The 24,016-nt window shown below is 61.1% G+C and carries 28 protein-coding genes and 1 pseudogene; 20 read left to right on the top strand and 9 right to left on the bottom strand.

What is annotated here, in order from left to right:
• Positions 1–54: 54 nt before the first annotated feature.
• The 3 genes from AC0ZT5_RS07910 (at position 55) to AC0ZT5_RS07900 (ending at position 1,710) form a co-directional block, all read left to right on the top strand.
• Positions 55–1,131, top strand: a complete 1,077-nt coding sequence (locus AC0ZT5_RS07910) for a diguanylate cyclase domain-containing protein (protein ID WP_488495961.1) — start codon at positions 55–57, stop codon at positions 1,129–1,131.
• Between the two features lie 175 nt (positions 1,132–1,306).
• Positions 1,307–1,513, top strand: coding sequence for a hypothetical protein (locus tag AC0ZT5_RS07905; RefSeq protein WP_477282919.1), 207 nt, complete (start codon positions 1,307–1,309; stop codon positions 1,511–1,513).
• A 5-nt stretch (positions 1,514–1,518) separates the two neighbouring features.
• The gene (locus AC0ZT5_RS07900; protein ID WP_258595293.1) at positions 1,519–1,710 is read left to right on the top strand and encodes a hypothetical protein; all 192 of its coding nucleotides are present in this window, start codon (positions 1,519–1,521) and stop codon (positions 1,708–1,710) included.
• Between the two features lie 16 nt (positions 1,711–1,726).
• Here the strand turns inward: AC0ZT5_RS07900 and AC0ZT5_RS07895 are convergent, their stop codons facing one another.
• Positions 1,727–1,993, bottom strand: coding sequence for a DUF1488 family protein (locus AC0ZT5_RS07895; RefSeq protein ID WP_027059776.1), 267 nt, complete (start codon positions 1,991–1,993; stop codon positions 1,727–1,729).
• A complete protein-coding gene (locus tag AC0ZT5_RS07890) occupies positions 1,990–2,244 on the bottom strand; it encodes a hypothetical protein (protein WP_184875526.1) in 255 nt (84 codons plus the stop codon). The genes AC0ZT5_RS07895 and AC0ZT5_RS07890 overlap by 4 nt, the downstream gene beginning before the upstream one ends.
• Positions 2,245–2,493: 249 nt before the next feature.
• Between AC0ZT5_RS07890 and AC0ZT5_RS07885 the strand changes: the two genes are divergently transcribed.
• From AC0ZT5_RS07885 to AC0ZT5_RS07865, 5 genes are all read left to right on the top strand, one after another.
• Positions 2,494–2,808, top strand: coding sequence for a co-chaperone GroES (locus tag AC0ZT5_RS07885; protein WP_488495960.1), 315 nt, complete (start codon positions 2,494–2,496; stop codon positions 2,806–2,808).
• 98 nt (positions 2,809–2,906) lie between these two features.
• Positions 2,907–4,541, top strand: a complete 1,635-nt coding sequence (gene groL / locus AC0ZT5_RS07880; RefSeq protein ID WP_488495959.1) for a chaperonin GroEL — start codon at positions 2,907–2,909, stop codon at positions 4,539–4,541.
• Positions 4,542–4,744: 203 nt separating this feature from the next.
• Positions 4,745–4,903 carry a hypothetical protein gene (locus tag AC0ZT5_RS07875; protein WP_167458376.1) on the top strand — a complete coding sequence of 53 codons (159 nt, stop codon included), beginning with the start codon at positions 4,745–4,747 and terminating at the stop codon, positions 4,901–4,903.
• 275 nt (positions 4,904–5,178) lie between these two features.
• Positions 5,179–5,493 (top strand): GYD domain-containing protein, encoded by a 315-nt coding sequence (locus tag AC0ZT5_RS07870; protein WP_488495958.1) that lies wholly within the window; start codon positions 5,179–5,181, stop codon positions 5,491–5,493.
• A gap of 183 nt (positions 5,494–5,676) precedes the next feature.
• The gene (locus AC0ZT5_RS07865) at positions 5,677–6,174 is read left to right on the top strand and encodes a GAF domain-containing protein (RefSeq protein ID WP_488495957.1); all 498 of its coding nucleotides are present in this window, start codon (positions 5,677–5,679) and stop codon (positions 6,172–6,174) included.
• A 60-nt stretch (positions 6,175–6,234) separates the two neighbouring features.
• Here the strand turns inward: AC0ZT5_RS07865 and AC0ZT5_RS07860 are convergent, their stop codons facing one another.
• The 4 genes from AC0ZT5_RS07860 to AC0ZT5_RS07845 all read right to left on the bottom strand — a co-directional run bounded on the left by AC0ZT5_RS07860 (position 6,235) and on the right by AC0ZT5_RS07845 (position 8,613).
• Positions 6,235–7,296, bottom strand: a complete 1,062-nt coding sequence (locus AC0ZT5_RS07860) for a YeiH family protein (protein ID WP_488495956.1) — start codon at positions 7,294–7,296, stop codon at positions 6,235–6,237.
• 137 nt (positions 7,297–7,433) lie between these two features.
• A complete protein-coding gene (locus AC0ZT5_RS07855; protein WP_488495955.1) occupies positions 7,434–7,820 on the bottom strand; it encodes an ester cyclase in 387 nt (128 codons plus the stop codon).
• Between the two features lie 143 nt (positions 7,821–7,963).
• Entirely contained in the window at positions 7,964–8,194 is a 231-nt protein-coding gene (locus AC0ZT5_RS07850; RefSeq protein ID WP_488495954.1) for a hypothetical protein, read from the bottom strand.
• Positions 8,195–8,310: 116 nt separating this feature from the next.
• Positions 8,311–8,613: a hypothetical protein gene (locus AC0ZT5_RS07845; RefSeq protein WP_488495953.1), complete on the bottom strand. Its 303-nt coding sequence runs from the start codon at positions 8,611–8,613 to the stop codon at positions 8,311–8,313.
• 233 nt (positions 8,614–8,846) lie between these two features.
• Between AC0ZT5_RS07845 and AC0ZT5_RS07840 the strand changes: the two genes are divergently transcribed.
• From AC0ZT5_RS07840 to AC0ZT5_RS07805, 8 genes are all read left to right on the top strand, one after another.
• Positions 8,847–9,986, top strand: a complete 1,140-nt coding sequence (locus AC0ZT5_RS07840; protein WP_488495952.1) for a helix-turn-helix domain-containing protein — start codon at positions 8,847–8,849, stop codon at positions 9,984–9,986.
• Between the two features lie 395 nt (positions 9,987–10,381).
• Positions 10,382–12,073: a putative bifunctional diguanylate cyclase/phosphodiesterase gene (locus AC0ZT5_RS07835; protein WP_488496107.1), complete on the top strand. Its 1,692-nt coding sequence runs from the start codon at positions 10,382–10,384 to the stop codon at positions 12,071–12,073.
• A 209-nt stretch (positions 12,074–12,282) separates the two neighbouring features.
• Positions 12,283–12,756, top strand: coding sequence for a ubiquinone biosynthesis methyltransferase UbiE (locus tag AC0ZT5_RS07830; protein WP_488495951.1), 474 nt, complete (start codon positions 12,283–12,285; stop codon positions 12,754–12,756).
• A complete protein-coding gene (locus AC0ZT5_RS07825) occupies positions 12,753–13,931 on the top strand; it encodes a methyltransferase domain-containing protein (RefSeq protein WP_488495950.1) in 1,179 nt (392 codons plus the stop codon). Before AC0ZT5_RS07830 ends, AC0ZT5_RS07825 begins: the two co-directional genes overlap by 4 nt.
• Positions 13,928–16,294: a SpoIIE family protein phosphatase gene (locus AC0ZT5_RS07820; RefSeq protein ID WP_488495949.1), complete on the top strand. Its 2,367-nt coding sequence runs from the start codon at positions 13,928–13,930 to the stop codon at positions 16,292–16,294. Before AC0ZT5_RS07825 ends, AC0ZT5_RS07820 begins: the two co-directional genes overlap by 4 nt.
• Position 16,295: 1 nt before the next feature.
• Positions 16,296–16,856 (top strand): slr1658 superfamily regulator, encoded by a 561-nt coding sequence (locus AC0ZT5_RS07815; RefSeq protein ID WP_477282943.1) that lies wholly within the window; start codon positions 16,296–16,298, stop codon positions 16,854–16,856.
• Between the two features lie 16 nt (positions 16,857–16,872).
• On the top strand, positions 16,873–17,211 hold the full coding sequence (locus tag AC0ZT5_RS07810) for a slr1659 superfamily regulator (RefSeq protein WP_457153585.1): 339 nt from the start codon (positions 16,873–16,875) through the stop codon (positions 17,209–17,211).
• 121 nt (positions 17,212–17,332) lie between these two features.
• Entirely contained in the window at positions 17,333–18,088 is a 756-nt protein-coding gene (locus tag AC0ZT5_RS07805) for an ATP-dependent DNA ligase (RefSeq protein ID WP_488495948.1), read from the top strand.
• A 195-nt stretch (positions 18,089–18,283) separates the two neighbouring features.
• On the opposite strand, the gene AC0ZT5_RS07800 is transcribed toward AC0ZT5_RS07805, so the two are convergent.
• From AC0ZT5_RS07800 to AC0ZT5_RS07790, 3 genes and pseudogenes are all read right to left on the bottom strand, one after another.
• A complete protein-coding gene (locus tag AC0ZT5_RS07800; protein ID WP_488495947.1) occupies positions 18,284–19,276 on the bottom strand; it encodes a carbon-nitrogen hydrolase family protein in 993 nt (330 codons plus the stop codon).
• 563 nt (positions 19,277–19,839) lie between these two features.
• A pseudogene (locus AC0ZT5_RS07795) lies at positions 19,840–20,127 on the bottom strand (IS1 family transposase); the annotation flags it as partial.
• An 18-nt stretch (positions 20,128–20,145) separates the two neighbouring features.
• The gene (locus AC0ZT5_RS07790) at positions 20,146–21,039 is read right to left on the bottom strand and encodes a LysR family transcriptional regulator (RefSeq protein WP_488495946.1); all 894 of its coding nucleotides are present in this window, start codon (positions 21,037–21,039) and stop codon (positions 20,146–20,148) included.
• A 155-nt stretch (positions 21,040–21,194) separates the two neighbouring features.
• On the opposite strand from AC0ZT5_RS07790, the gene AC0ZT5_RS07785 reads away from it, so the two are divergent.
• From AC0ZT5_RS07785 to AC0ZT5_RS07770, 4 genes are all read left to right on the top strand, one after another.
• Positions 21,195–21,590, top strand: coding sequence for a (R)-mandelonitrile lyase (locus AC0ZT5_RS07785; protein WP_488495945.1), 396 nt, complete (start codon positions 21,195–21,197; stop codon positions 21,588–21,590).
• Positions 21,591–21,606: 16 nt separating this feature from the next.
• Positions 21,607–22,590, top strand: coding sequence for an aldo/keto reductase (locus tag AC0ZT5_RS07780; protein WP_488495944.1), 984 nt, complete (start codon positions 21,607–21,609; stop codon positions 22,588–22,590).
• A 15-nt stretch (positions 22,591–22,605) separates the two neighbouring features.
• Entirely contained in the window at positions 22,606–23,208 is a 603-nt protein-coding gene (locus AC0ZT5_RS07775) for a flavodoxin (protein WP_488495943.1), read from the top strand.
• A gap of 63 nt (positions 23,209–23,271) precedes the next feature.
• The gene (locus AC0ZT5_RS07770; RefSeq protein ID WP_488495942.1) at positions 23,272–24,012 is read left to right on the top strand and encodes an SDR family oxidoreductase; all 741 of its coding nucleotides are present in this window, start codon (positions 23,272–23,274) and stop codon (positions 24,010–24,012) included.
• The last annotated feature ends 4 nt before the right edge of the window (positions 24,013–24,016 follow it).

The raw sequence follows: 24,016 nt of genomic DNA, 5'->3' as shown, positions 1-24,016 counted from the left end.
TGTTAATCGCTTGCGCGCCATGGTGGTCGCCCGCCAGGACAGCAGAGCCCCGCCATGCCCGATACGCCCTACACCCCGAAAGGCCCGGCGCGGACCGATGTCTCGCAGCCCGGCAGGGGGGCAGGGCGCGACAGCCGCTCCGACGAGCGACGCCGCAAAGCCGCGGCCATTGCCCGGCTCAAGGCGGAACTCGCGGCGCAGGCCGAACTGATTGCCAGGCAAGAGCGTTCGCTGGCTCACAGCCGCAAGATCTTCGACCGCGCCTCGGCAGCAGCGCGCCTTGGCGTCTGGGAATGCAGCCTGCCTGACGAGCGGCTTACCTGGACCGATGTGGTTTATGACCTGTTTGACCTGCCACGCGGCTCAGTGCTCGATCGCTCGGAGATCATCAAGTGCTATCCGGCGGAGTCGCGAAAGGCGCTGGACAGCCTGCGCGGCCGGGCGATTGCCGAGCGCAACGGCTTCACCCTCGATGCCGAGATCACCACCTTTGCCGGCCGCAGCCGCTGGATCCGCATCACTGCGACGGTCGAGTGCGAGGACGGCGCTGCGGTGCGCATCTTCGGCATGAAGCAGGACATCACCGAGGAGAAGATCCTGTCGGACCGGATGCGCTATCTGGCCGAATATGACGTCATGACGGGGCTGGCCAATCGCGGCCGGTTCCAGGCGCGGCTTGCGCATACGGACGAGGGCCGCCCGCTCGGCGCGTTGCTGCTGATCGACCTCGACGGCTTCAAGGCCGTCAACGACACGTTCGGCCATGTCGTCGGCGACGAATGCCTGAAGGCGGCGGCTGAGCGCCTTGCCGGCAGCTGCGGCGAGGCGGATCTCGTGGCGCGCGTCGGCGGCGACGAGTTCGCGGTCCTGCTCGGCCCGCATCTCGACCGCGGCGCGGTCTCCGGCCTGGCGCGCGGCATCATCGAGGCGATGGGCAAGCCGGTCGCGGCCTGCGGCCAGTCGCTCAACCTTGGCGCCTCGGTCGGCATCGCCTTCGTCCAGGCGGGCGCGCCGTGCGACCTGTTCATGCAGGCCGACACCGCGCTCTATGCCGCCAAGGCGGCAGGGCGCAACACGTTCCGTATCTTCAAGCCCGACGCCGCCGCGAAAGACCGCAGCGCCGCGGCCTGAGGGCCAAGCTGCGGCTTGTTGTACGGCCTCGCCGACAGGGCCCGCGCATCTTTCACCAGTGCAATCCGTGGCGCCTATTTTGTATTTGGCATGCAGGGCGTTCGCGAAAAGAGTGCTATGAAAGGCAAGCGAGCATCCTTGCTCCGGCTCCTTCCTGACATCTGAGGTTGTTTTCGTGCGTGAACCGTCGCTGCTGCCTGTGTTTGGAAAACTTGGCGCCAAGTCGCCTGTCGCCACTGTCACGGCGCCGGCCCGGTCGGCAGGTGTCGCGTTGCGGCTGCGGGAGCTTCTGGCCGCGCATGGCGGTATGGTGCTGAAGCTGTCGGTCATCGCCTGGACGGTGCTGATCCTGGCCGCGGTGTTTTTCATGATACAGGGCTGACCGGTATGGCCAATCGCTACACGCTGCGCATGGAGCTGCCCCAGAGCTGGACCATCATCGATGTCTTCACCGGCCAGCCTGCCGTGATCCGGCAAAAGGTGATGGTCGGGATGGGCCCGCGCGAGGCCGAGGACATGGTCGTCCAGATGAACGTCCGTGACGTCAAGCGCCGGGAGAGGGCAGAGCGCAAGTCCTGACCACGGTCACCGCCGATCAGCCGAAATCGGCCGCCGTCAGCACGTACATGCTCTTTCGGGTGCGGTCATAGGCCTTCGACGCCACGTCGCGTATGGCGCTGCTCTGCGTGTCGAACGTGGCGAGGTAGCCGGCTTCATTGGCCGCGGTCGCCGGCTGCATCCTGGTCATCGCATCGGCGGCGACGGAGAAGGAGATCTGGAACATTCCGTCATGGCCGACGAAACGGATGCGCTTGCCGGCTTCGTCATAGCTGCGGCTGCGGTTGGGGAAGGTCAGGCTCATGTTTTTACCTCCGTGGCGGCGGCCTTCTTGACCACCCGCTTCTTCTTCGGCGTCGGGTTCAGGGCTTCCGCGACGCGGTCTGCCTCTTCCTTGGCCAGCCGCAGTTCCCTCAGCCTTGCCGTCTTGATCTCCCTGGCCCGCGCCTCGGAGATGTATTCGGCGGTCGCTTTGTTGCGCTCCGCCGTTTTCTTCTGCTTGTCGACAAAGCGGGCTTCAGCTTTTTCCATGATCGTCTGATTGCCTTCGGCCATCGAAGAAATCTCCCTTGTGCCTGAAATCGTGAAAACGAACTTGTCCGATAAATAGGCACTCAATCGGCAAAATTCAATTTTTTGAATTATTTGACCAACCCGCGATATCACGAAACCGGGTACCGAAATAATACTTTTGAATATTTAATTCCGGCGGCGAATAATTTTTGGCACTCCTATCTATCGAGTGCCAACGCGTCTATATAGGACGGGCGTGGCCGCCTGTGCCGGCCCCAGAAAGAAGTTCCCATGAAATTTCGGCCACTCCACGACCGCGTCGTCATTCGTCGCGCTGAAGGCGATACCAAATCCAAGGGCGGCATCATCATCCCCGACAATGCCAAGGAAAAGCCGCAGGAAGGCGAAGTCATCGCTGTCGGCCCGGGTGCACGCGACGAAAACGGCGCGCTTGTTCCACTCGACGTCAAGGCCGGCGACTTCATCCTGTTCGGCAAATGGTCGGGCACGGAGGTCAAGATCGACGGCGAGGACCTGTTGATCATGAAGGAAGCCGACATCATGGGCGTTATCGAAAAGGCCGCCGAAGCCAAGAAGGCCGCCTGATTGGAGCGATGCGTGTCCACGGGATGCGCAAAGATTGCTCCGAGCTTTGATCATGGAGGGCAGGGCTCTGCCTTCCTCAACCGAACTGGATAAAAATCATGTCTGCCAAGGAAATCAAATTCTCCACCGATGCGCGTGACCGCATGCTGCGCGGCGTCGAGATCCTCACCAATGCGGTGAAGGTCACGCTCGGCCCCAAGGGCCGCAACGTCATCATCGACAAGGCCTATGGCGCGCCGCGCATCACCAAGGATGGTGTCACGGTCGCCAAGGAAATCGAGCTCGCCGACAAGTTCGAGAACATGGGCGCGCAGATGGTGCGCGAAGTGGCCTCGAAGACCAACGACCTCGCCGGTGACGGCACCACCACCGCCACGGTGCTGGCCGCCTCGATCCTGCGCGAAGGCGCCAAGCTGGTCGCCGCCGGTATGAACCCGATGGACCTGAAGCGCGGCATCGACCAGGCGGTCACCGCCGTCGTTGGGGAAATCAAGGCGCGCGCCAAGAAGGTCAAATCGTCGGCTGAGATCGCGCAGGTCGGCACCATCGCCGCCAATGGCGATGCCAGCGTCGGCGAGATGATCGCCAAGGCGATGGACAAGGTCGGCAATGACGGCGTCATCACCGTCGAGGAAGCCAAGACCGCCGACACCGAGCTCGATGTCGTCGAGGGCATGCAGTTCGATCGCGGCTATCTCTCACCTTATTTCGTCACCAACGCCGACAAGATGCGCGTCGAGCTGGAAGAGCCCTACGTGCTCATCCACGAGAAGAAGCTCGGCAATCTGCAGGCGATGCTGCCGATCCTCGAAGCGGTGGTGCAAAGCGGCAGGCCGCTGCTGATCATCTCCGAGGACGTCGAGGGCGAGGCGCTCGCCACGCTGGTCGTCAACAAGCTGCGCGGCGGCCTCAAGGTCGCGGCCGTCAAGGCGCCGGGCTTCGGCGATCGCCGCAAGGCGATGCTGGAAGACATCGCGGTGCTCACATCGGGCCAGATGATCTCCGAGGATCTCGGCATCAAGCTCGAGAACGTCACCATCGAGATGCTCGGCCGCGCCAAGCGCGTGCTGATCGAGAAGGACACCACCACGATCATCGACGGCGCCGGCACCAAGGCCACCATCCAGGCGCGCATCGCCCAGATCAAGGGCCAGATCGAGGAGACGACCTCCGACTACGACAAGGAAAAGCTGCAGGAGCGGCTGGCCAAGCTCTCCGGCGGTGTTGCCGTCATCCGCGTCGGCGGCGCCACCGAGTCGGAAGTCAAGGAAAAGAAGGACCGCATCGACGACGCGCTCAATGCGACGCGCGCGGCGGTTGAAGAAGGCATCGTACCCGGCGGCGGCGTGGCTCTGCTGCGCGCAAGGTCGGCACTTGCCGGCCTGACCGGCGCCAATGACGATGTCACGGCAGGCATCTCGATCGTGCTGCGGGCACTCGAAGCGCCAATCCGCCAGATCGCCGAGAATTCCGGCGTCGAAGGCTCGATCGTGGTCGGCAAGCTCACCGACAGCAAGGACCACAATCAGGGCTTCGACGCCCAGAACGAGGTCTATGTCGACATGATCAAGGCAGGCATCGTCGACCCGGCGAAAGTGGTGCGCACCGCATTGCAGGACGCCGGCTCGATCGCGGCCCTTCTGATCACGGCTGAAGCGATGATCACCGATATCCCGGCCAAGGATGCCGCACCCGCGGGTGGTGGCGGCGGCGGTGGCATGGGCGGCTACTGAAGATTCAGGCGATGCCGGCCTGCAAACGGCTGATACCTGCGCTTCCGGTGCTCGCGTACGAAAAGTACGCTCCGCTCCGGTTCTCGGAAACCACCGTTTTCGACTCGGCCTGACCTGAATCTACGCCGGCTCCAGGAGCCGGATATTACCGCCGGGGGCAGTCTCCCCCGGCGCGCAGGCCTCTAGCCCAGGGAGACGGATCCATGATCACGTTCGTGCAGAAGCCAGAGACGGTCGTTACGACCGAAATCACCGAGGAAAGCCGCTTCGACCGCATCCGCAGGATTGCCGCCGACAAGCACAAAAAATCCGATTCCGACACGGCAGCGCCTTCAAAAAGCGAGCCCAAACGCCCGATGTGAGCGCTGCGGCGCCGTCGCTGCTTCCGCGCAACGCCAGCATCACATGGCGCGTCAGCGGCGCGGCCCGTCGCCCCGGCTGAGCGCGCCCAGTTCCTGTAGGCGGTGCCGGCGTGTCCGGTATTGTCATTATATTAGCTTCAGCGCATATTTGGCGGGCAGTGGGCCCTTGGCCGTCAAGGCGTCCAAGGGCGCCTGCAATTGCTAGCGAAAAAATCACGCCGTGCCGGCTCGAATTGTTGAGCAGTCACGAGACAATGACATTGGGAGGAATAGTCATGAAAGTGACCATATTGGCAAGCTATGCGCCTCACGCCGCCAAAGGATTGATGCAGGGGTCAGACAGGCAAGCTGCGGTCAAGGCGCTTTTTGAAAGCGTTGGCGGCAAGATGACCAGCGTGATGTTCACGCGCGGCATTTATGACGTCGTCGTCAATGGAGAGGTGCCGGACCAGGTCGCAGGAATGGGCATATCCCTTGCGGTGCGAGCGAGCGGCTCGCTGACCGAGATGGTTGTACTGGAAGAACTCGACATGAAGGCAGTGCTCGCGGCTGCCAACAAGGCTGCGGGCGCGTACAAACCCGCCGGCTGATGGACTTGCCTTCTTGATCAAGGCAGCACGGTGCGATGGACGTGCCGTGCTGCCGAGTATCGGACCGGGCATCCTTCTCGCGGCTTTCGCGGCGACCGGAATTCACGCTAGTATCGTCCGGTGGTCGTTTGGTGCAGAGAGCTTGCGGAAACGAAACCGCGATCCTCGATACGGAGACAAGTGATGTTTGCGGCCAAGGCCATCGACACCTCGGACAAGGCCGCGTTCTACCGCGACCTCGCCACGCAACTGAAGGCGCTGCTCGAGGGCGAACGCGATTCGATTGCCAACGCCGCCAATACGGCGGCGCTGATTTTCCAGATGGTGCCCGACCTCAACTGGGCCGGCTTCTACTTCCTGCAATCCGACGAGGAGATGGTGCTCGGTCCGTTCCAGGGCAAACCAGCCTGTGTGCGCATCGCGGTCGGCAAGGGCGTCTGCGGAACGGCGGTCGAACTGGGCACCTCGATGCTGATCGAGGACGTGCATGATTTTCCCGGCCACATCGCCTGCGATGCCGACTCGCGCTCGGAACTGGTCGTGCTGCTCGAGGACGATGACGGCGTCTTCGGCGTGCTCGATCTCGACAGCCCGTTGCCCGGCCGCTTCGACAAGGCCGACCAGGCCGGCATCGAGACGCTGGCGGCGATCTATGCCAGCGCTAGCTCGTTCGAGGACTAGGGCATATTGAGATTCAGGTGAGGCCGGCCTGACCTGAATCTCAACATGCCCTGGGCTGGTCTAGGCGAGCTTCACCAGCATCAGGCTGAAGCAGCCGATGAATAGGAAGGCCGAGAAGGCCAGCGCCAGCGGGCGCAGGCCGCGCGAGCGCAGCTGCGAGATGTCGGCCTGCAGGCCCATGGCGGCCAGCCCCATGGTCAGCATGATGGTGGTGGCGAGCGCCATCGCTGACTTCACCTCGGGCGGTACGGTGACCAGGCTGTTCAGCGCCACGACGGCGACGAAGGCGGCGACAAACCATGGCATGGGCGGCCGAGCTGCCGACTGACTGCTGCTCTTGCGACGCGCCATCAGGCCGAGCGCGATGACCATCGGCGCCAGCATGGCGACGCGGGTCAGCTTGGCGACGGTGGCGATCTCGCCGGACTGGGTGCCGTTCTGGAAGCCGGCGCCGATGACTTGCGCGACCTCATGGATCGAGGCACCGGCCCACAGGCCGAAGGCGTGCTGGTCGAGGCCGAGGACGGGCGCCAGCAGCGGGAAACCGAGCATGGCGACGGTGCCGAACAAAGTGATCGAGGCGACGGCGTAGGTGACGTCCTCGTCGCGCGCATCGGTGACGATGTTGGTGGCGACGATGGCCGAGGCACCGCAGATCGAGGTGCCCGCGGCGATCAGCTGCGCCAGCTTGGCGTCGACGCCGATCAGCCGGCCGAGCGTGATGGTGAAGAGGAAGGTGGAGCCAAGCGTCAGCGCCACGATGCCGACACCGCCGGCGCCGATCGACACCACCTGGCCAAGCGTCAGCTGGAAGCCGAGCAGCACGATGGCGAAACGCAGCAGCCGGCGCTGCGAAAACGCAATGCCGGCCTTGGCGTGGGCAGGGGTGCCGAGCACGTTGGAATAGATCATGCCGGCGACGACGGCGAGGATCATCGGGCTGAACAGAGCGAAGCCGGACACATTGCGGGCCGAGAAGGCGACGCCTGTGATCATAGCGACCAGCACGATGCCGGGCACAACGCCGTTCCACACCGAATTGAGGGACTTTCCCCCTTGGGCGAGTTCGGCGGAAATCAGGCTTTTCGGAATATCGTTCGCGATGTGGGTAAGGGAAGACAATGCAATGCTCCAGGCGGGTATGTCGGAGCAATGCCATTCCTGAACCGATCTTTCCAACGAATTATTTGCGTTAGAATGATCGCTTATAGCGAACGATCTCTGGTCACATCGCGGAAGCCGCCGCCGGCTCTCATCCGCTATAGCTGGGCTTCGATTGCCGCCTTGTCGATGACCGACCAGACGTGCCTGATCCTGCCGTCGAGAAATTCATAAAAGACGTTCTCGCTGAAGGAGACCTTCCTGCCGTTGACGGGCAGGCCAAGGAAATTTCCCTTTGGCGTGCAGTTGAATTGAAGCCGGCTCGCTATGAAGGGCGCGTCGGAGATCAGCAGCTGGATGTCGAAATAGAGGTCAGGGATCTCCGAAAAATCCTGCTCCAGCATCTTGCGATAGCCGGACAGCCCGATCCGGTCGCCATTGTAGTGCACCTCGTCATGGACGAACCGGTGCAAGGTGCTCCAGTCCTGATTGTTGAGGCAAGCGATATAGCCGCGATAGGTGTCGGCAAGCTTGGTGTCGGTCACGGCGATTGCTCCGATGGATTTATGCCATGCCGACGTCTATCAACTCCGGTGCCTTGGCTAAAGCGCGTCGCGACTGAACGGAATCATGCGCCTTGGGTTTCTGTCGATGCACCAACAGCGCAGCATGCTTTGAACGGCATGCACTAGTGCCTGTTTCTCGCGACCTTTTGCCGACGCGACCTGACCGCCTCAAGCAGTTCGCGCTCGCTGGTGTGCGCTTTTCGAAAAAGGGCAACAACCATCATCGCCAAGATTTCCGCTTTCGGATCCAAGGGATCGAGATCCTCATCCGCGCATACCTGGTTGAACACACGTTCGCAAATCGCCAGATCGTGATGGCTCAAGCAGGTGCGATTGGAGCGCCGGCGCAGCATCTGCGCGAACCTTTCAGAGCCCGCCGCCCGTGCTTGGGGCGGGTCTTTTGCTGATGAACCGCCGAGGCGATGGACTGTTCGAGTGATACTATCGTCGATAGTGTATTGGAATCAGTTTACTCGCCGCTGGATGATTGCCGTGTCAAGAGTCCCAAAATCAGCGCGCACTCGCGAGCTTTATACTGTCCAACAGTCATGAGTTGATGGTAGTCCTGCCGTTTGTCCTCAGGGATATGAAAGCCACGTCGAAAGTCGGCCGCCTCTTTCGGAGTTCGAGTGCAACCGATTTTGCTGGCGGTGACTTTCAAACTGGCCAGTGAACACCCTATTTTTGCCGCAATATCCTTCAACGGTTCGTTGTTACCGTATCCATCAAGAATGATCTTGCGACGAGCTTCGCTGTCGAGCTTTGTGTTCATTTCGATGGCCTCCTCAACTACGATTTCATGGTGCCCGAATCTATACGCACGGGGTTGAAGAGTGTCGTTAGCTTCGCATCCAGAAACTTATCTCGGCATGCATTTCTTACTGTAATCCAGCGTGATCGTGGTTTCTGTGGACTCGAGTTCCCGCCAGTCTTGCTAGATGCCTGCGGTACACCACATGATTGAGAGGGGCATGGGCATACCGGAATCGGATATGGCACCATACGATGGACACTAAAAGGCAAGACGAGGCCCCCGGGCAGACGCCGGAGCGCGATCGACGTCGTTGGCCGCGCGAGGCTCAACCCCACAGTGAGGCTGCTCCCTCACTCGCGCCAGCGCTCGAACCGCTGTCCTTTTCAACGCTCGAACTGGCGCCGCAGGATCAATTCGCCGCTTGGCAAGCGCATATGGCACCGCTTGTCGAGGTCAGGTTGCCGGATGACAAGTCGCTGGACGATGGCTTTCCCGCCAACCACACGGCTTGGAATCTCGGTGGCATGCTGATCGTTCAACAGCATGCACCGGCACATAGCTACATGCGTTCTGCCGCGAAGCTTCGGTCCAGCGCGATCGATCACTGGTATATCGCCTTGCCACATACCGGCCAGTCGTGGACGGAGGTCGATCGCCGCATTGCAGAAGGCCAGCCGGGTAAATTGGAGATCAGATCGCTTGGTTATCCGTTTCGCGGGAGGACAACAGACTCCGACAGTCTCGTTCTCTATCTGCCGCGTGATTTGTTCTCCGACGCCGCGGCAAACCTCGACGCAAGGAACAATTCAATTCTGTCGGGCAACTTTGCCAACCTTCTGGTCGACTACGTCAACAGCATCGAAGCAAGCCTGCGCAGTCTCACGGTTGATGACCTTCCCCGCATCGTGCACGCAACACGCAGCATGATCATTGCCTGCCTCGCGCCTCCGGCGGAACATGCCGCGGCCGCCGAACAATTGGCGAGTGTCGCGCTTATGGAGCGAGCGCGCCGATACGTCCAGAACAATCTGGATGCGGCTCATCTGACACCGGATTCAATGTGCCGCGCGCTCGCCGTCTCGCGCTCCCGTCTCTATCAGTTGTTCGAACCGAGCGGTGGTGTTCTCCATTACATACAAAGTCGCCGCCTTCTGGCAGCCCATGTTGCGCTTAGCGATGCGGCGGACAGGCGGCGCATTGTCGAAATTGCTGAAGCCTTCGGGTTTAGTTCAGCGGCTAATTTCAGCCGGGCATTCAGCAAGGAATTCGGCTACAGTCCCCGCGAAGGCCGCAGCACTATGGTGTTGCCGCGCCCCGCCCACTCTGTTTCGCTTGCTGGACACGAGAAGGCCCCTTCCTTCGAAGGTTGGCTCAAGGCGCTCGGAAACTGAATATTGGGATCGGCGATGCTGATGGGGCGGGATCAAAGAGGCTTGCCGGGACGGGCAAGGCTACGCTGCCTCATGGACCACGATATTGTCGACCACAATAACTTCGTGTCGCGTCCGCCGCGCCGTCAAATCGCATAGCTGATTCCCGTCAATTCACGATCTGTTAACGAACTGTGACTGTTGAACGTTATCGACAATTTGCCGCCAATCACAGCGGAGCAGGTATTGCGACTATGCCGAATGCGGCGCTTGTTAAGACTGCGAGTTGAAAGTTTGCCAAGCATGGCATTTATGCTATTTTTAAACTGGTTGGCGCGAATCTGCGCCGCCCATGGAGGTGGCTCTTGCGCCCAGAGGCATCAGGCGTCGGCACGGAGAGTGAGGGGCCTACCTCGATCGATCTTCCACGTGCCGGCGAAGGGGTTCTCTTCGACCTTTTGGCGAACACGGCCGAACTTTTGTCATTCTATGACCGCGACTTCCGTCTGACGCACTACGCAACCAGGCTCAAAGGCGTGTACGGAGCCGCGGTGGCGCTGGGCGCCGCCATCTGGGAGATCTACCCGAGCTTTCTCGATGCGAAGTATCGCGACGAATTTCTTCGTGTGTTCCAGGGTGGCTCTCCGGCAAGCCTCGACCTGCCGCGATCATCGGGCGGAGCGCCCCGGTCGGTTTTTGTCTTCAGCACTGCAGATGGTGCCGGAATCATCGAATCAAGGGACCGCGGCGGGCGGAGCGTAGCGGAGGAGCAAGAGCATGTAATTCTCCTCCATCAGGCAACGCACGACGCGCTGACCGGACTGCAGAATCGGCGGCGATTCGGCGAGCGGCTGCAGCAAGCAATGGCGGCCCTCGGCGGACCAAAGCCGAAAGCCGCCCTGCTGCAAATCGACCTTGACGATTTCAAAGCGGTCAACGACACGCTCGGTCATGCGGCAGGCGACACACTTCTTCAGCTCGCGGCGGGTCGTATCCGCGACGCGCTGCAGGACGGCGAATCCGCGTACCGATATGCCGGCGATGAGTTCGCTGTCATCCAATTGGGAAAGGAGCAGCCAGCAGAGGCTGAGCGCCTCGCCGGATCGCTGGTCGACGCGTTCAAGGAACCGTTCGTCATCAACGGCATTCCCGTCTTCGTCGGCTCGAGCATCGGAATTGCTTTCGGGCCGGAGCACGGGACCGATGGCGAGCAGCTGATGAAAGCCGCTGACATTGCTCTTTACGCTGCCAAGACAGATGGACGCGGCTGCGCTCGAACCTTCAACCGTTCGATGCTGCTCTTGCTCGAGCAACGCGAAAATCTGAGGCGCAGCCTTCGAACCGCGCTGGAGCGGGGCGAGCTCTATCTCGAGTATCAGCCGCTCATTCGGCCTCCCTCGTCGACCATCGGTTTCGAAGCGCTGCTGCGGTGGCGGCATCCCGACGTCGGAATCATTCCACCCAGCGTGTTCATACCGATCGCCGAAGCCGACGGTCTGATGGATGAGATTGGACGATGGGTGCTCGAGCAAGCCTGTCGCCAGGCATTGAAGTGGCCCTCTTCGCTGACAGTCGCGGTGAACCTCTCGCCGGCTCAGTTCCTTAGCGGTACGCTGACGGACACGGTCGCCCAGATCATCGACGCAGTGGGAATTCGGGCCGACAGACTTGAATTAGAGATAACCGAGACAGTCCTTCTTGAGAGGACGATCGACAATATCGACACGTTGAATACTCTGAACGTCTTGGGAATACGAATTTCGCTCGACGACTTTGGAACGTACTATTCTTCGTTGAGCTACCTCAAGAACTTTCCCTTCGACACCTTGAAGATAGATCAGTACTTCATTGCAGACCTGGAGACCGATCTCAAAAGCCAAACGATCGTGCGATCGATCATAAATCTGGCGCACGGCCTGGGAATAAGTGTCACCGCCGAGGGGGTCGAGACGTCGGCACAGGCACGGTGGCTGATCAAGGAAAATTGTGATTGCCTGCAAGGTAATCTCCTGGGGCGCCCGCTCGGAGCCGAGGCAACCAGCGATTTCATCAGGCGGTCCCCGCCGAAGATGGTACGAGAGATGGAGAAATCAAATCGGGCGCTCTAGCGCCTTGCACCCTTCGTAAGTGGGCAGTTGTGGAAACGATCGACGCAGATGCCACGCAATTCTTCTGGTCCAAGCGGGACTGACTGATTACGAGACGGTCAAACTTCCGCCTCGGGAGCCATCGCCCCACCAGGGCTCAAATACTGTAAGTGAGGATGCCGATGGGACCTGTTCAACATGACCTGGCTGGCGAGCCGACTTTTGAGCCCATGATCCAGATCGACATGGAGATCAAAGCCTTTGTCTCCGCTTGGAGACACTGCGATTATGTCTCGACATACATGGCCCGGATGATCAGTCAAAATAGATCAGACTCGGTCCGGCATTCAAATCTCTTTTCCTCAGCCTTCAACGAACTGCTGGAAATTGCCTTTCGGAAGCGCCATGCCGACGGCGAGTTGGCATGCAGGGTGTCTCGCCATGGCGCCACGGACAGGATCGAACTGACATTCCCATGCGTGCCAGGGGAGCGCCAGTTCTACGAAGAAGCCATGTCGCAAGTCGCGGGATTCGAGGCCAGGGAGCGATACCTCAACTCGGTGTCTGGGGATATTGCTGCAAGCCGGGAGGTCGTACTTCTGGAACTGGCTGTCGACTACAACGCCACACTCAGGGTCGAGGAAGCCGATGGTGATGCAATCAGGCTCGTCGTGGATCTTCCGCTCGAAGGCCTGCAAAATTGAGCCCTTACGACCTTCCCCCACGCTTCAAGGCGCAATACGACGCGAACAATCAGGAGTTCTCCATATCGGGGGTGGTCCGGCCTCAGGCGATCGATGAGCTTGGGCCCAGCATAGCGTTGCTTCGCGATGCGATCAGTCGTGTGCGCGGCGTTCTCTACGTCAATGTCAGACGCCTGACGCAGATGAACAACGCTGCGTTTCACGCCTTTTCGAGGATCCTCCTTGACGCCTGTCGGGCTCGACCGGATCTCAAATTCGTCGTCATCACATCAAGCGTCGTCGGATGGACCTCGCGAAAATTCGGTCGCCTGAGCGGGATCGAGCCCAACATCTCGGTCGAGGAGTATGACAGCAAATTCTATCCGGGGCAGGGCTTCCTCGAGGAAGGCGGGTTCGTTCCGATCCTGCGCACACAAACAAAGATGACCTGGCGCCACGAGCGTGCAATCTTGCCGCGACACGGCATGAGGCCCGGGATCGTCATGGCCGACATCTGTTGCGGGATCGGTGATTTCGCCTTGCTCGTGCAGAAGGAATTCCAGCCATCGCGGATCGTCGCCCTCGACCACTCCATGTCAAGCCTCAGCTATGCCCGACGCGTGATGCGGGAGTTCGATATCCGGGGCGTGGAATATACCTATGGCGATGCGTCGGAGATGCTGCTTGACGAAGCCCAGTTTGACTTGGTCACCTGCCGGCATTCCCTTCAAATCTTCAATCGACCTGAACTCATCCTCAAGGAGCTGTACCGCATATGCAAGCCAGGCGGTCGGGTCTATATCACCAACGAGAAGAATTCGCATTGCCTCGGCGAGCCGCGCGCCGAGAGCATTCGTTGGACCTACAACGAGGTGGCGAAGCTGTTCGGGCATTTCGAGATGGATGTCGAGCTTGGGCCCAAGAGTCGGCGATACCTGATCGAGGCCGGGTTCGAAGATATACGTGTCGAGACCTTCATGGTCACTAACCTGGACGGTGATCCGCAGGACTTCGCCGATGTCATTGTAGCCTGGGCGGATGTCTATGCGGGCGAGATGGCGACCAGACGCGGCGACGGACCGGAGTTCATTGCACGGTTCCGGCAGGGCTTCCAGGACCACATTTTCGCTGCGCTCCACCCCAAGGGTTATGCGGCGTGGCCGATTTGGGTCGCATCGGGGCGACGGCCGCAATGAACGCCCACGATGAGCCCACACCGCGCTTCGGCCTGCGCTCCTTTCGAGCGAAATTCGTATTGGTCGTTGGTGGCGCCGTGCTGTTCGACCTGCTGCTGAGCGGTGGTCTGGCGCTCTGGAACGTTCAAAAGCTGTCGCGCGATGCCACATCGGAAGTCGGTGAGGGCCTGACGACCGCAAACCAGGAATACATTCGTTCCTATGCCCAATCGACCGCATTGAGCGTCGACCTGCTGCTCGACCGAGTTCATGGCGACGTCAAGGCGCTGGCCGGCGTGCTGCAGGCCCAGATCGACGATCCAGGCAGGCAGCAACAGGTCGGCGCGACGCTTTCGCGTGAGGCGCCCGGCTCCGTGAAGGTCGTCTATGACGCGCAGGGCGATTGGGCGCAGAATCTGCCGGGAGCGCCTTCGGTGGTGAGCGTTTGGGGCTACCTGCTGGGTGCCGACCACACCCCGCTGCCGGGCGTTCAGAAGGAAATAGACGACAGTACCGTGATCGATCTCGTCGCGCCGACTCTCATGGCCAGCGGGTCGTCCAAATTGCAGATGTACTATATTGGCCCTAAAGAACGGCCGATTTTCAGGACGGTTCCGTATACGGACCAGGCACAGACCTTCGACAAGCTCTATCCGGGCCACAACAAGGCGGAGTTCTGGGAGTTCTTCTTTCCGGGTATCTATGGTTCATGGCAGCAATGGGCCGGGAATCCGGCCTCTCGTCCCGTCCCTGACGACATTACCCAGACAGCGCCGTACACCGATGCAATCACGGGAAAGCTGATCGTCAGCTTTTTCCACCCGCTGTGGACGCGCGATCGCAAAGGCATCGCCGGTACGGCGGGGGCAGACATCACTCTCGACCAGCTCGCGCAAGTCGTCGAACGTGTGAAGATCGCTGAAACAGGGTTCGGCTTCCTCACGATGTCGACTGGCAACGTGGTGGCGATCAATCCGTCGGGCCAGGCGATTATCGGCCTGACTTCATCGAGCGATGCGGGCACGCAAGGCGTCACCGGCCTGGAGAGGTCCCTGCGGGGAAGTCTGCAGCCGGCAATCGCGTCGCTGCCTCTCGACCAGAACAATGACGGCGTCATTCAGCACATCATGCTCGACAGCAAGGGCGAGCGCGTACCCTACATCGTCGTCCTCAAGAGGTTGAAGCCGACCAATCTGTGGAGTTCGGGGCCGATCAAGTCCGAAACGATGTCGGTCGGGATCGTCGTTCCCGAACGGGAGATCTATGCGTCCCTGTTCGCCGCGCAAGAGAGTATTTCGCGGGCAACCAATCGTATCCTGCTGTTTCAGGTCGGTGCGATCATCGTTTCGCTTCTGATTGTTTTCGCGGCCGTACTCGGAATTTCGAAGCGCATCACCGCGGGCCTCCGGGCGCTTGCCAGCGCCGCCCAGCGGCTCCAGTCCAAGGATTATTCAGTCCGTGTGAGCATTCCGACGCGCGACGAGGTTGGCGCGGCAGGAATCGCTTTCAACCGGATGGCCGAGCAGATCAGCTTTCACACGGAAAACCTCGAGCAACTCGTCGACGAACGAACCAGGGAGCTCGGGGACGCAAATCAGGAAATATCCGCACTCAACGAAAAGTTGCGGGACGAGAACGTCCGCCTCGGTGCCGAGCTCGCGGTCGCCAGGCATATCCAGATGATGGTGCTGCCGAAACCATTCGAACTCCGAGCGATTCCAGGGCTGGAGATCGCGGCCTACATGCGACCGGCCGACGAGGTCGGGGGTGACTACTACGACGTCCTGCAGAACGGATCACGGGTCAAGATCGGCATCGGCGACGTGACCGGTCATGGTCTCGAGAGCGGCGTGCTGATGCTGATGGTCCAATCCGTTGCACGCGCGCTGCAGGAGACCAACGAAGCCGATCCACACCAGTTTCTGGATCGGCTGAACAGAGCGATCTATAAGAACATCGAGCGGACGAACACCGACAAGCATCTCTCGCTGGCCTTTCTTGATTTCGAGGATGAGCGCGTAACGCTATCAGGCCAGCATGAGGATGTTCTCGTTGTCCGTGCGGGTGGCGAAGTCGAACGCATCGATACGCTTGATCTGGGTCTGCCGGTTGGTCTGGAGAAAGACATCTCGAAGTTCATTGCCACGCGTGACATTCTGTTCGGGAGTGGCGATGTGATCGTGCTGCACACCGACGGTGTGACCGAGGCGGAAGACCATGACAGAAAACTTTTCGGGTTCGAGCGCCTCTCCCAGAGCGCCCGAAAACGTCATGGCAGCAGCGCCGAGGAAATCAAAACCGGGATCATCGAGGATCTGATGGCCCATATCGGAATCCAGAAGATCCACGACGACATCACCCTCGTGATCATAAGGCACACATAGGATGACCACGCTGTTCGGTACCCCTGACCTTGCAATCGGAATGATGGAAAGCGTCAGCCGGGTGCGGCTGTTCGACGGACCTCTCGACTTGAGTTGGCGTCATTGCGCGACGACTTCGGACTTCATCGCCGATCTTTTCGCATTGCGCTTTCAGTCGTCCCGCAATGACTACAGGGAAGTGCGGCACAGCATCGGATACCTGGCCAACGAGCTCATCGAAAATGCTGTCAAGTTTCGCGCACCGGGTGAAATCGTGATCGAGGCGTCGATGGATTCGGAGTGCTTCAAGCTCAAGGTGTCGAATGACCTCGATGGTGAAGACGCGTCCGAGTTCCAAAGTCTCCTGGCGGACATCACTGTTGGGGACCCCAGAGACTTGCTGATACAGCGAATTGAAGCGAATGCTGCCAACCCCGACGTGACAGGCTCCGGACTCGGATTGCTGACGTTGATGAGCGACTATGGCGCACGCCTGGCCTGGATATTCAGCCCCGCCGACGAAACCGATCGGATTTGCCTGGAGACATATGCCTCCATTCCGATCTCGCAAACTCACAACTAGGTCACGAAGCAAGGCCATGGAAATCAAGACAGACGACTATCGTGTGTGGATCGAAGGAAGTGAAATTTTCTTCGACGGCGCCATGCGGCTTGCAAGTTCCGAAGCCGGTGCCCCTGTCACGGCCTTGGCGACCAGTGTTCTTGCCGCAAATCCCCCTTCCATTACGCTCAACTTGAAGGACCTCCACTTTCTCAACTCTTCCGGCATCAACCTGCTGGCGAAATTTACCATCGAGGTGCGCAAGCATCCCGAAGTTCGGCTCGTCGTGCGTGGAACGCCCGACATACCCTGGCAATCGAAATCATTGCCGAACCTGAAGAAGCTGCATCCCGCCCTGGTGCTTTTGATGGACTAACCAGGTCGCCCGAAATTTGACAGGGACTGCGTGGGCCGGCGGCATTCCTGGATAGGACAGGCCAGTCGGTGATGGTGCAAGAGCGCCGCACCGAGTGCGATATGTACGCCAGGATAAATTTTTGGATGCGAAGCTAACGACAATCCGGCCCCGTGCGCAGATGCTGGCAATGCTCGGCGGGGGCTCGGCACAGGCGGCAGGCGTCCAGGTTGGGAGGATGTCGGGCTGCCTGTGCCGATCAGCCGCCGCTGCTCGGTCAAAGGTGGCGTCATTGAGTAAGCGTGCCAAGGTCATCGGCGGCCGGCTGGAATTTATTCCGCCGCAGATCCCGACTCTGGTCGAGCGGCCGCCCGAAGGTGAGGGATGGGTTCACGAGGTCAAGCTTGACGGGTACCGAACGCAGATCATCATCGATAAAGGCGGCGTGCGTCTCTATAGCAAGAACGGCCGAGACTGGACCACGAAATATTGGCCCATCGCGCTGGCTGTCGAACTGCCATGCCGGTCGGCCATTATCGACGGCGAAGTCATTGTGCCGGGCGAGCAGGGCGCTCCCGATTGCCCTGCGCTGGAAGCCGCGATCTGGAACGAACCGAGCCGGCTGGTGTTCGTCGCGTTCGACATCCTCCATCTCGACGGTCGCAATCTAACCCCCTTGCCCCTGCTGCGGCGCAAGCAGGCGCTGTGGCAACTGGTTGAGCACGGCCTCGGCAAGATCCAGTACAGCGAGCATTTCGAGGGCCGTGCGCTGGCGATCTTCCGCACTATCGAGAAGCTCGAGATCATCATCTCAAAGCGCGCCGACAGCCGCTACAGAAGCGGACCGTCGAACACATGGCTGAAGGCCAAGTATTTCGGCCCTGATGGCCACGCATGAGGGCGAAAGACGGTATGCCGGCGGCACTGTCATCGCCTTGATCCAGTCAATTCCTGACGGGCCCTCTGCGGCAACCTGCTGATTGAGCTTTGACCCTAAAGTGCGTCGAGTCGAAACGGATCCATGCGACGCGCTTTAAGTTTTTGCTTCCACGCATGTCACCCAAAACCGCGGCGCACTTTTGGCCGACATGCATTAGAACATGCCGCGGTCGTTGCTCCGCCGGTCGTCTTCCACCAGATGCGGCTGATAAATTCCGGCTCGTGCCGTTCGCCGCCACGGCCTGGCCGGGTCTCCCGGATTGTTGTCGATATCGACGACGGCGATCGAGGGCGTTCCATCGGCTGGGCATTGCACCGCCCACCGGCCGCCTGGAGCAACGATGCCCGAAGGGGCGATCAGTCCGTGTTGCGCAGCGACCGAGAAGCTGGCCCAATAGTTGTTGCTTGCCGCGTGTCCCTGCATCTCGATGGCGAAAGCCGGGCCATCGGTGGGAGAGATTGTCGAGAACAGGACACAGTCGACATCGAGCCTCTCATACTCGACGAAAATCTCGGGAAAGTGCGATTCCATGCCGAGCGTGCAACCGAAGCGGAGCCCATCGAACTCGAACGTCACCGGGATCGAACCTGGCGTGTACATGAACGAGATCTTGGTGTTCGAAAGCATGCGCTCGTCGTAGCGCGTTACCAGCTCGCCACGATCGGAGACGACGTACAGGCTGTTGTGGGGCCGGTGCGGTTGGCTGAGTTGATGCACCGAACCGAAGACCGCCCACAACCCTAGCTCGCGCGCAAGTGCGCGCGTCGCCTCCAGTTCCTCGCGCAGGACGGTCCATTCGAAGCGGTCCCAATCGGCCGGCCCGATTGTTGCGGGACCATTGGCCGACATGATGCGCTTGTTGGGGGAGCAGGTCGCGCCTTCGGGAAAGTGCAGCAGCCTCGCTCCCGCCTGCCGCGCCTCTCGCATCAGGCGTCGCATCTCCATCCCGCTGTCGCGCAGCTTGGCGATGTTGAGAGGGTCATCATGGACAGTGGTTTGCGCCACGGCCAATCGCAGCGACCTGGCTTCGGGCGCGGGATCATCCGGCGCGTCGCGGTGAAAATGCCTGAGAGCGGCCGTGTAGGACTCGCCTGTCTTGGCAGCGCGAGCCCGCACGCGACGTTTGAAATTTGCGTTTTGGGTCATTGTCATGGCCTTTCACGTTCCGGACGGAGTTCCCCAGCAACCACATTCGAAACGATCGGACCAAAGACAGCGGCCTGAGACTCGAAGTCCCTTTGCCTCCGTTCAAGACCGTGCTGGGGACAGCCCTTGGAGGTTCGGCGCAGGCCACGCCGCGCAGATGATGCCGATGCGGTCCTGCTTCGTCAACTCCATCTAGCCGCGGGTAGTGGGTCAGTTTGAAATTTGAAAAACCGACTGGACCCTGACAGACGCAGGAATTATACCGTCGCTATGGCCTATTGGGTAAGGCGTATTGCACTGAAGGATGGCGAAGTAGTCACGGAACGTGAGCTTCGCGCAGACGAAAACGTATTTGCTGGAACGGCTCCGGTGGTCGGTGACTTGATTGAGGTCGAATGTCGCGGCCGCAGGTTTATGGCTGAAGTGGTATGGGGAAATTGGGTTGGTCGCGCTCATCCGCACGATACAGTTGTACCGCTTCGGGTTTCCGAGGTTGGGCTTGATCCGGCAACCCCACTTCGCTTTCCTACCCATGGGCCATCCACATCGCGGAAATGACCGCTCTAGCCAATGCGTTTCTTGTAGGGGCCGCGCACTACCGGCTTTTCGGCTTCCTTTGCCTCGATTAACGCAATGATGTCCGCGATTTCCCAAAGCTTGTCAGTCACGCCAGCCGCCATGGCAGGCGTGACGCGCAGCGTCTTATGAATGCGCACAAAATTATAGTACATGAAGTGCAGGGCTACGGCGTTGGCGTGGGCTTCCACCTTCTTTGAGAAGCCATTGCTCAGGCGGGTGAAGCGGCGCATGTGCATCCGCATGGTAAGGTTCTGGCGCTCTGCAAACGACGTTTCAAACTGACCCACTACCTAGCCGCGGTAGCGCAAGGCATCGACCAGCAGCGAGAAGGCCGGCGTCGCCTGTCGCCGGCTGGGGTAGTAGAGGTGGTAGCCGGGGAAGGGCGGGCACCAATCGGCCAGCACCCGCACCAGCCGGCCGTCGGCCAGATAGGTCGTCACCTGGTCCTCGGGTAGGTAGGCAAGACCCAAGCCGGCAAGCACGGCATTCAACCGCAGCGCGGCAGTGTTGAACACCAGCTGACCCTCGACCCGCACCTTTAGTTCGCGATCCGCCTTCTCGAATTCCCAGGCATAGAGCCCGCCATAGGTCGGTAGCCGCAGATTGATGCAATTGTGGGTGGTCAGGTCCTGCGGCACGCGCGGCTTTGGCCGGGTGGCGAAGTAGGCCGGAGCGCCGACGATCGCCATGCGCATGTCCGGGCCGATGCGCACCGCGATCATGTCGCGCGCTACCTGTTCGCCCAGCCGCACGCCGGCGTCGTAGCGCTCGGCGACGATGTCGGTCAGGCCGTAATCGACGATGACCTCGATCCTGATGTCGGGATAATCGGGCAGCAGCCCGGCGATCGCCGGCCACAGGATCGCATCGGCGGCGTGTTCGCCGGCGGTGATGCGGATGGTGCCGGAGGGTTTTTCGCGCAATGCGCTCAAGGCGGCGAGTTCCATCTCGATCTCGTCGAGCCTCGGCCCAATGCTGCGAGCCAGGCGCTCGCCCGCCTCGGTCGGCGAGACGCTGCGTGTGGTGCGGGTCAGAAGCCGCACGCCCAGCCGCTCCTCCAGCGCCCGCAATGTGTGGCTGAGCGCCGATTGCGAGACGCCCAGCCTGGCTGCCGCCCTGGTGAAGCTCTGCTCACGCGCGACGGCGAGGAAGGCGGTCAGTTCGTTCAGATTGTCTCGCGGCATTCATGAGCCCTTCTCATAAGTACATGCCGCATATAGCAGCTAATCGCGATCAATCGCAGGCCCTAAATAAGCATCATCGCAATCGGGCGGCCCAAAGGCGGCGGCTCCGAGGCCGGCGGCCGCGTCTGGCCCCCGCTTCGAGAAGGGATGAAACCATGGATATCAAGCGAAGCGGTTCGCAGCCTTCCGGCAAGGGTCCGGGCGACTGGTTCACCGGCACTGTGCGCATCGATCCGCTGTTCCAAGCCATAGCGCCGGCGCGCGCGGCCGGCAACGCGGTCACCTTCGAGCCCGGCGCGCGCACCGCCTGGCACACCCATCCGCTCGGCCAGACGCTGATCGTCACCGCCGGTTGTGGCCGCGTGCAGCGCGAGGGCGGCCCGGTCGAAGAAATCCGGCCCGGCGACGTGGTTCGCTTCGAGCCCGGCGAGAAGCACTGGCATGGCGCCGCACCGACCACCGCCATGACGCACATCGCCATCCAGGAAGCGCTCGACGGCAAGGCCGTCGACTGGATGGAGCAGGTCACCGACGCGCAATACCAGGCCTGAACAAAGGAGCAAAACAATGCAAAAGCGCACACTTGGAACAAACGGTCTCGAAGTCTCGGCCATCGGGCTGGGCTGCATGGGGCTGAGCTATGGGTACGGCCCGGCGACGGACAAGGGGCAGGCTATCGAGCTCATCCGCTCGGCCGTCGACAACGGCGTCACCTTGTTCGATACGGCGGAGGCCTATGGCCCGTTCGTCAATGAGGAACTGCTGGGCGAGGCGCTGGCGCCGGTCCGCGACAAAGTGGTCATCGCGACCAAGTTCGGCTTTGCCGGCGGCGAGGTGTCGCGCGGCATGGACAGCCGGCCGGAAAATATCCGCGAGGTCGCCGAGGCGGCGCTGAAGCGGCTGAGGACCGACCACATCGAACTCTTCTACCAGCATCGCGTCGACCCCAACGTGCCGATCGAGGATGTCGCCGGAGCGGTGAAGGAACTCATCGCCGAAGGCAAGGTCGGGCATTTCGGCATGTCGGAAGCGGGCGCGCAGACCATCCGCCGCGCGCATGCCGTGCAGCCAGTGGCCGCTTTGCAGAGCGAGTATTCGCTGTGGTGGCGCGAGCCCGAGAAGGAGATCATTCCGACGCTTGAAGAACTCGGCATCGGCTTCGTGCCGTTCAGCCCGCTCGGCAAGGGGTTTCTGACCGGCGCGATCAGCGAGACCACCACCTTCGCCAGCGACGACTTCCGCAACATCGTGCCGCGTTTTTCGCCCGAGGCGCGCAAGGCCAACCAGGCGCTGGTCAATGTGCTCGGCACCATTGCAACGGCCAAGCAGGCGACGCCGGCCCAGATTGCGCTGGCCTGGCTCTTGGCGCAGAAGCCGTGGATCGTGCCGATCCCCGGCACCACCAAGCTCAGCCGGCTCCAGGAAAACATCGGCACGGCCAGTGTCGTACTGACCGCCGACGACCTCAGCGACATCGAGAACGCAGTGTCCGCCATCAACGTGCAGGGCGACCGCTATCCGGCGCATCTACAGGCACGCGTTGGGCGTTAGCGCAAGGAGAGCGGGATGAGCCAGTCGGTCTCAAGACGAGGTGCGCTCATGACCGCGCTTGCATTGCCACTGGGCACTGGATTGAGTGCCGGATTGAGCCAGCCGGCCAGCGCGTCGAACGCGCGGCCGGCGGGCGGCGCCAAGATTCTTGTGGCCTACTACACCCGTACTGGCAATACGCGTGTCATCGCCCGCCAGATCGGTCGCGCTCTCGGAGCTGACATTTTCGAGATCCAGACCGTCGATCCCTACCCGGAAGACTACGAGCAACAGGTCACTGTCGCGCAACAGCAGCGAGACTCAGGCTTTGAACCGCCGCTCGCCGCCACCGTGCCGGGCATCGCATCCTATGAGACAGTCTTCCTGGGATTTCCGATCTGGGGCATGACCGCGCCTTCGGTGATCCGCTCCTTCCTGTCGCGGCACGACCTGTCCGGCAAGACCTTGGTGCCGTTCATCACCCATGGAGGCTACGGCCTCGGGCAGAGCCTGAAAGTCCTCGGCGACCACGCGCCAGGGGCGCGGCTCATCGAAGGATTTTCCAAGCAGTGCGACCAGGAACGCGAGACGCTCGAGCAGGTCATAGGCTGGCTCGGCAGGGTCGACGTGCCCGGCTGAGCCGCGAATTCGAACGCGCAAGCTGCCGGGGACAGCAACGCCAAAAATCAGAAGGAAGAGATCATGACCGAGAACATCAAGGACAAGGTGGTCGTCATCACCGGCGCAAGCAGCGGGTTGGGTGAGGCGGCCGCGCGGCTCCTGGCGAAAGAGGGCGCGAAGCTGGTGCTGGGCGCGCGCCGCCTCGACCGGCTGCAGGCACTCGCCGATGAGCTATCGCTCGGCCAGGACGCCATCCTTGCAACCGACGTGACCGATGTCGGCCAGGTCCGGCGTCTGGTCGATCATGCCGTCGAGATACATGGCCGCGTCAACGTCATCATCAACAATGCCGGGCTGATGCCGCACTCGCCGCTGGAACGCGGCAAGGTCGAGGACTGGGACCGGATGATCGACGTCAACATCAAGGGGGTGCTCTACGGCATTGCCGCCGTACTGCCGCACATGAAGACGCAGAAGAGCGGCCATATCATCAACGTCTCGTCGGTCGCCGGCCACAAGGTGGGGCCGGGCGGCGCCGTCTATGCCGCGACCAAGCACGCGGTGCGCGTCATCTCGGAGGGCCTGCGCCAGGAGGTAAAACCCTACAACATCCGCACCACCATCATCTCGCCCGGCGCCGTGGCGACCGAATTGCCCGACAGCGTCACCGAGCCCGATGTCGCCGAAGGCGTGCGCGCGCTCTACGACCGGGTGGCCATCGCTGCCGATTCCTTCGCCAGGACAGTGGTGTTTGCCATGAGCCAGCCGGACGAGGTCGACATCAACGAGATCCTGTTTCGGCCAACGGCGCAGGAGTATTGAAGGC

Source organism: Mesorhizobium sp. CNPSo 4670, from assembly GCF_057784235.1.
Note: the sequence above shows the minus strand (reverse complement) of the source record. Positions and strands in the feature narration are given on the sequence as shown.

Excerpts from the sequence above, each read along its gene's own strand:
- AC0ZT5_RS07910 (WP_488495961.1), top strand. The coding sequence starts at position 55 with ATGCCCGATACGCCCTACACCCCGAAAGGCCCGGCGCGGACCGATGTC.
- AC0ZT5_RS07900 (WP_258595293.1), top strand. The coding sequence starts at position 1,519 with ATGGCCAATCGCTACACGCTGCGCATGGAGCTGCCCCAGAGCTGGACC.
- AC0ZT5_RS07895 (WP_027059776.1), bottom strand. The coding sequence starts at position 1,993 with ATGAGCCTGACCTTCCCCAACCGCAGCCGCAGCTATGACGAAGCCGGC.
- AC0ZT5_RS07890 (WP_184875526.1), bottom strand. The coding sequence starts at position 2,244 with ATGGCCGAAGGCAATCAGACGATCATGGAAAAAGCTGAAGCCCGCTTT.
- AC0ZT5_RS07885 (WP_488495960.1), top strand. The coding sequence starts at position 2,494 with ATGAAATTTCGGCCACTCCACGACCGCGTCGTCATTCGTCGCGCTGAA.
- groL (WP_488495959.1), top strand. The coding sequence starts at position 2,907 with ATGTCTGCCAAGGAAATCAAATTCTCCACCGATGCGCGTGACCGCATG.
- AC0ZT5_RS07875 (WP_167458376.1), top strand. The coding sequence starts at position 4,745 with ATGATCACGTTCGTGCAGAAGCCAGAGACGGTCGTTACGACCGAAATC.
- AC0ZT5_RS07870 (WP_488495958.1), top strand. The coding sequence starts at position 5,179 with ATGAAAGTGACCATATTGGCAAGCTATGCGCCTCACGCCGCCAAAGGA.
- AC0ZT5_RS07865 (WP_488495957.1), top strand. The coding sequence starts at position 5,677 with ATGTTTGCGGCCAAGGCCATCGACACCTCGGACAAGGCCGCGTTCTAC.
- AC0ZT5_RS07850 (WP_488495954.1), bottom strand. The coding sequence starts at position 8,194 with ATGCTGCGCCGGCGCTCCAATCGCACCTGCTTGAGCCATCACGATCTG.
- AC0ZT5_RS07845 (WP_488495953.1), bottom strand. The coding sequence starts at position 8,613 with ATGAACACAAAGCTCGACAGCGAAGCTCGTCGCAAGATCATTCTTGAT.
- AC0ZT5_RS07840 (WP_488495952.1), top strand. The coding sequence starts at position 8,847 with ATGGACACTAAAAGGCAAGACGAGGCCCCCGGGCAGACGCCGGAGCGC.
- AC0ZT5_RS07830 (WP_488495951.1), top strand. The coding sequence starts at position 12,283 with ATGATCCAGATCGACATGGAGATCAAAGCCTTTGTCTCCGCTTGGAGA.
- AC0ZT5_RS07820 (WP_488495949.1), top strand. The coding sequence starts at position 13,928 with ATGAACGCCCACGATGAGCCCACACCGCGCTTCGGCCTGCGCTCCTTT.
- AC0ZT5_RS07815 (WP_477282943.1), top strand. The coding sequence starts at position 16,296 with ATGACCACGCTGTTCGGTACCCCTGACCTTGCAATCGGAATGATGGAA.
- AC0ZT5_RS07810 (WP_457153585.1), top strand. The coding sequence starts at position 16,873 with ATGGAAATCAAGACAGACGACTATCGTGTGTGGATCGAAGGAAGTGAA.
- AC0ZT5_RS07800 (WP_488495947.1), bottom strand. The coding sequence starts at position 19,276 with ATGACCCAAAACGCAAATTTCAAACGTCGCGTGCGGGCTCGCGCTGCC.
- AC0ZT5_RS07790 (WP_488495946.1), bottom strand. The coding sequence starts at position 21,039 with ATGCCGCGAGACAATCTGAACGAACTGACCGCCTTCCTCGCCGTCGCG.
- AC0ZT5_RS07785 (WP_488495945.1), top strand. The coding sequence starts at position 21,195 with ATGGATATCAAGCGAAGCGGTTCGCAGCCTTCCGGCAAGGGTCCGGGC.
- AC0ZT5_RS07780 (WP_488495944.1), top strand. The coding sequence starts at position 21,607 with ATGCAAAAGCGCACACTTGGAACAAACGGTCTCGAAGTCTCGGCCATC.
- AC0ZT5_RS07775 (WP_488495943.1), top strand. The coding sequence starts at position 22,606 with ATGAGCCAGTCGGTCTCAAGACGAGGTGCGCTCATGACCGCGCTTGCA.
- AC0ZT5_RS07770 (WP_488495942.1), top strand. The coding sequence starts at position 23,272 with ATGACCGAGAACATCAAGGACAAGGTGGTCGTCATCACCGGCGCAAGC.